We start from the raw sequence: 8,546 nt of genomic DNA on the forward strand, positions 1-8,546 counted from the left end.
TTGTCAGCGGGCGCCTGCTCTGCCGCCCCGCATCTCGCTTCTCAACAGACATCGAAGCCTGACGGCCTGTCAACCGGACAATGCGTATTTTTATCGGAAAAAGACAGAACACCGGCGATGATAGAGCTGTGCATGACAGGCTGGCGAGATCTCTTGCTGGCTTGATCTCGGCGGCCGAAAATTGCAGCGATAGAAAACCGCCCCTTGCCCTTCTGCGAGAAATGCGATGCCCGGCCCCACCCTTGATCCCGTCGTCACCGACCCGTCGCTGCCGCGCAAAGCGGATGTCGTCATCATCGGCGGTGGAATTATCGGGGTCAGCACGGCGCTTTTTCTGGCCGAACGCGGCGTCAAGGTCGTGCTCTGCGAAAAAGGCGTGCTTGCCGGCGAGCAATCGAGCCGCAACTGGGGCTGGGTGCGGGTTATGGGCCGTGATCGGCGCGAGATCCCGATGGCGATGGCCTCGCTGAAGATCTGGGACACGCTCGATGCGCGCATCGGCGGCGAGACCGGCTTTCGCCGCAGCGGCATCCTCTACATATCGGAAACGGAGCAGGACCTCGCCAATCGCGATGCCTGGCTGGCGCTTGCCAAACCGCATGGCGTCGACAGCCGGCAGATCGGCCCGGACGAGACCCAGGCGGTCATGGGCGGCGCGGCTATCCGCTACAAGGGCGCACTTTACACGCCGAGCGACGGCAGGGCCGAGCCGCAGAAGGCGGTGCCGGCGATCGCGGCCGGAGCCCGCCGCGCCGGCGCGACCATCGTCACCGGTTGCGCCGTGCGCGGCATCGAGCGGAGCGGCGGACGAGTCAGCGCGGTCGTCACCGAGAAGGGCCGCATCGAAACGGCGACGGTGGTGCTTGCCGGCGGCGCCTGGTCGCGGCTCTTCTGCAAGGGGGTCGGCATCCGCCTGCCGCAGTTGAAGGTGCGCAACACGGTGCTCAGGACCGCCCTGGTCGAAGGCGGGCCGGACGGCGCCGGCGCAACGGGAAGCTATGCCTATCGCAAGCGCCTCGACGGTGGCTATACGATCGCCACTGCCGGTGTGAACCTGCATCCGCTCGTCCCGGACAGCCTGGCTTTCTTCCGTGACTTCCGGCCGGTGCGGAGGGCCGACCCGGACTCGGTCCAGGTGGGCTTCAGCGCCCAGAGCTGGCGCGAACAGTTCGAGATCACGCCCGTTCCGCTCGACCGCCCGGGCGCCTTCGAGCGGCACCGCATCCTCGATCCGCGACCGGATGCACGCTCGGTCCTACCCGCCCTCGAAGCGGCGAGACTCGCACTGCCGGTGCTACGGCAGGTCGAGCCAGTGCAGATCTGGGCCGGGCTGATCGACGTCACACCCGATGTGGTGCCGGTCATTTCGCACGCAGAAGCTGTGCCCGGCCTCCTCATCGCCACCGGCTTTTCCGGCCACGGTTTCGGTATCGGACCCGGTGCCGGACACCTGGTGGCCGACCTCGTCACCGGCGACAGACCGATCGTCGATCCCACCGAATTTCGACTGTCGCGATTCTCCGACGGGACGCCGATCGAGCTCGCACTGCCCGTCTGACGGCGATTCTGGTCCGTTGCCACGAGCCGATCACGAAAGAAAATTACGCGCCGCCGGGGGCCCGTCGCGGCTCCGCAATCGGCCCGGCGCGGGCGCCGGCACGAATCTGTCTTTCTTCATCCGGACGTCCGGCCTGCTGCCGAAATCCCTTCATCAAACCCCGAACTCGTGGCAGTCTGTGGCTGTAACCCTTTGGGAGAATGAGGGTTGTCTATGACCTGCACGGCCCGAGGCGTAGGTGCGCCCCGGGCAATTGCCGATGGTCGTCGGCGTCGCACGACCGCGAGACCGTTCGCTCAGCGGTTGATCCACGTGCGATGCGCAATCCGGAAGGGAGGCCGGAACCCGCATGGATGAATTCAGCCGACTGAGCCTGCATGTCCCCGAACCGGCCGTCCGGCCCGGCGATCAGCCCGATTTCTCCAACGTCAAGATCCCGAAAGCCGGTTCCGTGCCGCGGCCCGAGGTCGACGTGGAGCCGGAAGCGATCCGCGATCTCGCCTACTCGATCATTCGGGTGCTGAACCGCGAGGGCGAGGCAGTCGGCCCCTGGGCCGGCCTCCTCTCGGACGACGAGCTTTTGACTGGACTTCGCCACATGATGCTGCTCAGGGCCTTTGACGCCCGCATGCTGATGGCCCAGCGGCAGGGCAAGACCTCCTTCTACATGCAGCATCTCGGCGAGGAGGCGGTGAGCTGCGCCTTCAGAAGAGCGCTCCGCAAGGGCGACATGAACTTTCCGACCTATCGCCAGGCGGGGCTGCTGATCGCCGACGACTATCCGATGGTCGAGATGATGAACCAGATCTTCTCGAACGAGCTGGATCCCTGCCACGGCCGGCAATTGCCGGTCATGTACACGTCGAAGGAGCACGGCTTCTTCACGATCTCCGGCAACCTTGCCACCCAATATGTCCAGGCGGTCGGCTGGGCGATGGCCTCGGCCATCAAGAACGATACCCGGATTGCCGCCGGCTGGATCGGCGACGGCTCGACGGCCGAGTCGGATTTCCATTCCGCGCTGGTCTTCGCCTCCACCTACAAGGCGCCGGTCATCCTCAATATCGTCAACAACCAATGGGCGATTTCCACTTTCCAGGGCATCGCCCGCGGCGGCTCCGGCACTTTTGCCGCGCGCGGCCTGGGCTTCGGCATTCCGGCGCTGCGCGTCGACGGCAACGACTACCTCGCCGTCTATGCAGTCGCCCGCTGGGCGGCCGAGCGGGCGCGGCGCAATCTCGGTCCGACGCTGATCGAATACGTGACCTACCGGGTCGGCGCCCATTCGACATCGGACGATCCGAGCGCCTACCGGCCGAAGACGGAATCGGAAGCCTGGCCGCTCGGCGACCCGGTGCTGCGGCTGAAGAAGCACCTGATCCTGCGCGGCGCCTGGTCGGATGAGCGGCATGCCCAGGCGGAGGCGGAGATCATGGATCAGGTGATCCAGGCCCAGAAGGAAGCCGAGAGCCACGGCACGCTGCATGCCGGCGGCAGACCCTCCGTGCGTGACATTTTCGAGGGCGTCTATGCCGAGATGCCGCCGCATATCCGCCGTCAGCGGCAGAAGGCAGGGTACTGACATGGCCAGAATGACGATGATCGAAGCGGTGCGCAGCGCCATGGACGTCTCGATGGGGCGTGACGAGGATGTCGTCGTCTTCGGCGAGGACGTCGGCTATTTCGGCGGCGTCTTCCGCTGCACCCAGGGGCTGCAGGCGAAGTACGGCAAGACCCGCTGCTTCGATGCGCCGATCAGCGAATCCGGCATCGTCGGCACCGCCATCGGCATGGCGGCCTATGGGTTGAAACCCTGCGTCGAGATCCAGTTCGCCGACTACATGTATCCGGCCTATGACCAGCTCACCCAGGAGGCGGCGCGCATCCGCTACCGCTCGAACGGCGACTTCACCTGTCCGATCGTCGTGCGCATGCCGACCGGCGGCGGCATCTTCGGCGGCCAGACCCACAGCCAGAGCCCGGAAGCGCTCTTCACCCATGTCTGCGGCCTGAAAGTCATCGTGCCGTCGAACCCCTATGATGCCAAGGGCCTGCTGATCTCGGCGATCGAGGATCCGGACCCGGTGATGTTCCTGGAGCCGAAGCGGCTCTATAACGGCCCATTCGACGGCCATCACGAGCGCCCGGTGACCCCGTGGTCGAAGCACGAGCTCGGCGACGTGCCGGAGGGGCATTACTCGATCCCGATCGGCAAGGCGGAGATCCGCCGCAAGGGTTCGGCAGTCACCGTGATCGCCTATGGAACCATGGTGCATGTGGCACTCGCCGCCGTGGAGGAGACCGGCATCGATGCGGAAGTCATCGATCTGCGGAGCCTGCTGCCGCTCGATCTCGAAACGATCGTGCGGTCCGTCACCAAGACCGGACGCTGCGTCGTCGTGCACGAGGCGACGCTGACATCCGGCTTCGGGGGCGAGCTCGTCGCCCTCGTTCAGGAGCACTGCTTCTATCACCTCGAGGCTCCGGTCGTCCGGGTGACCGGCTGGGATACGCCCTACCCGCATGCCCAGGAATGGGACTATTTCCCCGGTCCGGCGCGCGTCGGTCGCGCGCTCACCGAAGCTATGGAGGGCTGACCGTGGGCGAATTCATCATCAAGATGCCGGATGTCGGCGAAGGCGTTGCCGAGGCCGAACTCGTCGAATGGCACGTCAAGCCCGGCGATCCGGTCCGCGAGGACATGGTGCTCGCCGCCGTGATGACCGACAAGGCGACGGTCGAGATCCCCTCGCCTGTTTCCGGCAAGGTCCTCTGGCTCGGCGCAGAGATCGGCGACACGGTTGCCGTGAAGGCGCCGCTTGTACGGATCGAGACTGCCGGCGAGGCTGGCGAACCCCCGCCGGACAGCGTTCCGGAGGCGCTCGCCGAAGCCGTGCTGGAAGAGCCTGTCGCAGTCTCCGCACCACAAGCCCCCAAGACGCCGCCAAAGCTTGAGAAGGTCGAGTCCCGACCGGCGCCGGCCCTACGTGAGGCGGCAGACATCGCGAAGAAGCCGCTGGCTTCGCCGGCAGTCCGGCTGCGCGCCCGGGAGAGCGGCGTCGATCTTCGGCAGGTGATCGGGACCGGACCGGCCGGGCGCATCACCCATGAGGATCTCGACCTCTTCATCAGCCGCGGGGCCGAACCGCTGCCGGCCCAGGTCGGCCTCGCCCGCAAGACGGCGGTCGAGGAGGTCAAGATAGCCGGCCTGAGGCGCCGGATCGCCGAGAAAATGTCGCTCTCCACGTCGCGCATCCCCCATATCACCTATGTGGAGGAAGTGGACATGACGGCGCTCGAGGATCTGCGGGCGACGATGAACCGCGACCGCAAGCCGGATCAGCCGAAGCTGACGATCCTGCCTTTCCTGATGCGGGCGCTGGTCCGGACCGTCGCCGACCAGCCGGGCGTCAATGCCATCTTCGATGATCATGCTGGCATCGTCCATCGTCACGCGGCCGTCCATATCGGCATCGCCACGCAGACGCCGGCCGGCCTGACCGTGCCGGTCGTACGCCATGCCGAGGCGCGCGGTATCTGGGACTGCGCTGCCGAATTGAACCGGCTGGCCGAAGCGGCCCGCACCGGCACCGCAACCCGCGACGAGCTGATCGGCTCGACGATCACCATCTCCTCGCTCGGTGCGCTTGGCGGCATCGCCTCGACCCCGGTCATCAATCACCCGGAGGTGGCGATCGTCGGCGTCAACAAGATCGCCGTCCGGCCGGTCTGGGACGGGACGCAATTCGTGCCGCGCAAGATCATGAATCTGTCGTCGAGCTTCGACCACCGCGTCATCGACGGCTGGGACGCCGCCACCTTCGTGCAGCGCCTGAAGACGCTGCTCGAAACGCCGGCACTGATTTTCGTTGAGGGATGAGGCGACGATGAAGGAAATCTCCTGCAAGCTCCTGGTGCTCGGCGCCGGCCCCGGCGGCTATGTCTGCGCCATTCGGGCCGGCCAGCTCGGCGTCAACACCGTCATCGTCGAGAAGGCGAAGGCCGGCGGCACCTGCCTCAATGTCGGCTGCATCCCCTCGAAGGCACTGATCCACACGGCCGAGGAATTCCACAAGCTCAGCGCTGCCGCCGCCGGCAAGAGCCCCCTCGGCCTTTCGCTCGACGCACCCGCGATCGACCTCAAGCGGACGGTCGCCTGGAAGGACGGGATCGTCGGCCGCCTGAACAGCGGCGTGACGGGGCTTCTGAAGAAGGCCGGCGTCAAGGCTGTCCTCGGCGAGGCGCGCTTCATCGACGGCAAGACGGTCGACGTGGATACGGAAACCGGCGTTCAGCGCATCCGCGCCGAAGCGATCGTCATTGCCACCGGCTCGGCCCCCGTCGAACTTCCCGACCTGCCGTTCGGCGACAACATCATCTCCTCGACCGAGGCGCTGGCCTTGAAAGAGGTACCGGAGACGCTCGCCGTCATCGGCGGCGGCTATATCGGCCTCGAACTTGGCACCGCCTTCGCCAAGCTCGGTTCGAAGGTGACCGTGCTCGAAGCCATGGACCGCATCCTGCCGCAATATGACGGCGATCTGTCGAAGCCGGTGGCGAAGCGGCTCGGCGAACTCGGGATCGAGGTCTTCACCCGCACCGCCGCCAAGCGCCTGTCGGCCGACCGGCGCGGCTTGCTTGCCGAGGAAAACGGCCGCGCCTTCGAGGTCCCGGCCGAAAAGGTTTTGGTCACCGTTGGGCGCCGGCCCGTGGTGGACGGCTGGGGACTGGAGGAAATCGATCTCGACCGCTCGGGCAAGTTCATCCGCATCGACGACCAGTGCCGTACCTCGATGCGCGGCATCTACGCGATCGGCGATGTCACCGGCGAGCCGATGCTGGCACACCGCGCCATGGCGCAGGGCGAAATGGTCGCGGAAATCGTCGCGGGCCAGAAGCGAAGCTGGGACAAGCGCTGCATTCCGGCCGTCTGCTTCACCGACCCGGAAATCGTCAGCGCCGGTCTCTCGCCGGAGGAAGCACGCGCGGCCGGCATCGAAATCAAGATCGGCCAGTTCCCCTTCCAGGCGAACGGCCGCGCCATGACGACGCTTGCCGAGGACGGCTTCGTCCGCGTCGTCGCCCGCGCCGACAACCACCTCGTCCTCGGCATCCACGCTGTCGGGCATGCCGTCTCCGAGCTTTCCTCCGCTTTCGCGCTCGCGATAGAAATGGGCGCCCGTCTGGAGGACATCGCCGGAACGATCCATGCGCACCCGACGCAGTCGGAGGCCTTTCAGGAAGCGGCGTTGAAGGGGTTAGGGCACGCGCTTCATATTTGAGGCGATTGGCCGCTCGGAAAGACCCCTCCTGAACCCCTCCCCACAGGTGGGAGGGGCTTCCTGCGCGGCTCGCTTGGCGCATGACTTGCACCGTCGCTACTTTGTGGAGACGCTGAGATGCGCAGGACGGTGCGGCCGGCTAGCCCCGCCTGTGGGGAGGGGTGTTCTTCTGCCCTACTGCAACAGCTCCAACCCAACTGCCGTCGCCTCGCCGCCGCCGATGCAGAGCGAGGCGATGCCGCGCTTGACGCTATTGGCGCGCATCGCATGGAGAAGCGTCACGACGATGCGGGCGCCGGAGGCGCCGATCGGGTGACCGAGGGCGCAGGCGCCGCCGTGGATGTTGACGATGTCGTCGGAAAGGCCGAGGTCGCGGATCGCCGCCATGGCGACGACGGCGAAGGCCTCGTTGATCTCGTAGAGACCGACGCTCGATTTTTCCCAACCGAGTTTTTCGGTGAGCTTGTCGATGGCGCCGATCGGTGCGGTCGTGAACCAGGCGGGCTCCTGAGCGTGGCCGGCATGGCCGGCGACGACGGCGAGCGGTGTCAACCCGCGCTTCTCCGCCTCGCTTGCGCGCATCAGGATGAGCGCCGCGGCACCGTCGGAGATGGACGACGAGTTGGCGGCCGTGACGCTGCCGCCGTCGCGGAAGGCCGGCTTCAGCTTCGGGATTTTCGTCGGATCGGCCTTCGTCGGCTGCTCGTCTCGGTCGAGATTGGCGTTCCCGCGCTTGCCGCCATCGGTCACCACCACGATCTCCTCGGCGAAGGACTTGTCCTCCGTCGCCTTCAGTGCCCGCTCGAGCGAGCGCAGGGCAAAAGCGTCCTGGTCGGAGCGGGAAAATTGATAATGCTGGGCCGTATCCTCGGCATAGGTGCCCATCAGCCGCCCGGAATAGGCGTCCTCCAGCCCGTCGAGGAACATATGGTCCTTGACCTCGCCATGGCCGAGCCGGAAGCCGCCGCGCGCTTTCGGCAGGAGATAGGGCGCGTTGGTCATCGACTCCATGCCGCCGACGGCAACGAGCGACGCGCTGCCGGAGAGAAGCGCATCATGGCCGAGCATCAGCGCCTTCATGCCCGATCCGCAGACTTTAGAAACCGTCGTCGACGGCGTCTCCTGTCCAAGGCCGGCGCCAAGCGCCGCCTGCCGGGCCGGATTCTGCCCAAGGCCGGCGGGAAGGACATTGCCCATCAGCACTTCATCCACCGCATCAATACCCGCACGATCGAGCGCCGCCTTCAACGCGACGGCGCCGAGTTCCGGCGCCGTCAAATCCCTGAGGCCGCCCTGAAAGGCGCCCATCGGTGTGCGCGCCGCCGAAACGATAACCACCGGATCGCGAATGCTCATCTTGGTCCTCCCAATCGGCGAACGGTGGCCCCTCGTCCCGCTGCCGCGACCTTCTCCCCGCTCGCGGGGAGAAGGGAGATGCCGCACCGCCTCGCTTGAACTCGCAGGCGGGAGGCCCCGGGGGACGAAAGTGCGTCACACTCGTCCCCTCTCCCCGTCCCTACGCGGAGAGGGTTAGGGTGAGGGGCAAATACCCCACCCCACGCGCGTTGTCACAATTCCAGAGCGACTATAGCCGCCGAACACCGCGAAGCAATACCGAGAAGCCTAAGTGTCAGCCCATTCGCTCGGACGCATAGCTCCCAGGGCTCGGCGGAAACACCACGACGCGGTTGCCGTTGATGAAGGTG

General features: G+C 66.3%; 6 protein-coding genes. 5 read left to right on the forward strand and 1 reads right to left on the reverse strand.

What is annotated here, in order from left to right; genetic code table 11:
- Positions 1-226 precede the first annotated feature (226 nt).
- From CO656_RS25760 to lpdA, 5 genes are all read left to right on the forward strand, one after another.
- On the forward strand, positions 227-1,558 hold the full coding sequence (locus CO656_RS25760; RefSeq protein ID WP_097527631.1) for an FAD-binding oxidoreductase: 1,332 nt from the start codon (positions 227-229) through the stop codon (positions 1,556-1,558).
- A gap of 349 nt (positions 1,559-1,907) precedes the next feature.
- Positions 1,908-3,140, forward strand: coding sequence for a 3-methyl-2-oxobutanoate dehydrogenase (2-methylpropanoyl-transferring) subunit alpha (locus tag CO656_RS25765; RefSeq protein WP_037414272.1), 1,233 nt, complete (start codon positions 1,908-1,910; stop codon positions 3,138-3,140).
- A 1-nt stretch (position 3,141) separates the two neighbouring features.
- Positions 3,142-4,155: an alpha-ketoacid dehydrogenase subunit beta gene (locus tag CO656_RS25770; protein WP_097527632.1), complete on the forward strand. Its 1,014-nt coding sequence runs from the start codon at positions 3,142-3,144 to the stop codon at positions 4,153-4,155.
- Between the two features lie 2 nt (positions 4,156-4,157).
- Complete coding sequence (locus tag CO656_RS25775; protein WP_037414268.1) at positions 4,158-5,438, forward strand: dihydrolipoamide acetyltransferase family protein; 1,281 nt, start codon at positions 4,158-4,160, stop codon at positions 5,436-5,438.
- Positions 5,439-5,445: 7 nt separating this feature from the next.
- On the forward strand, positions 5,446-6,840 hold the full coding sequence (gene lpdA / locus CO656_RS25780; RefSeq protein WP_097527633.1) for a dihydrolipoyl dehydrogenase: 1,395 nt from the start codon (positions 5,446-5,448) through the stop codon (positions 6,838-6,840).
- A 174-nt stretch (positions 6,841-7,014) separates the two neighbouring features.
- On the opposite strand, the gene CO656_RS25785 is transcribed toward lpdA, so the two are convergent.
- Positions 7,015-8,196 carry an acetyl-CoA C-acyltransferase gene (locus CO656_RS25785; RefSeq protein WP_097527634.1) on the reverse strand — a complete coding sequence of 394 codons (1,182 nt, stop codon included), beginning with the start codon at positions 8,194-8,196 and terminating at the stop codon, positions 7,015-7,017.
- Positions 8,197-8,546 lie beyond the last annotated feature (350 nt).

The organism is Sinorhizobium sp. FG01 (genome assembly GCF_002531875.1).
GTDB lineage: Bacteria > Pseudomonadota > Alphaproteobacteria > Rhizobiales > Rhizobiaceae > Sinorhizobium > Sinorhizobium fredii_C.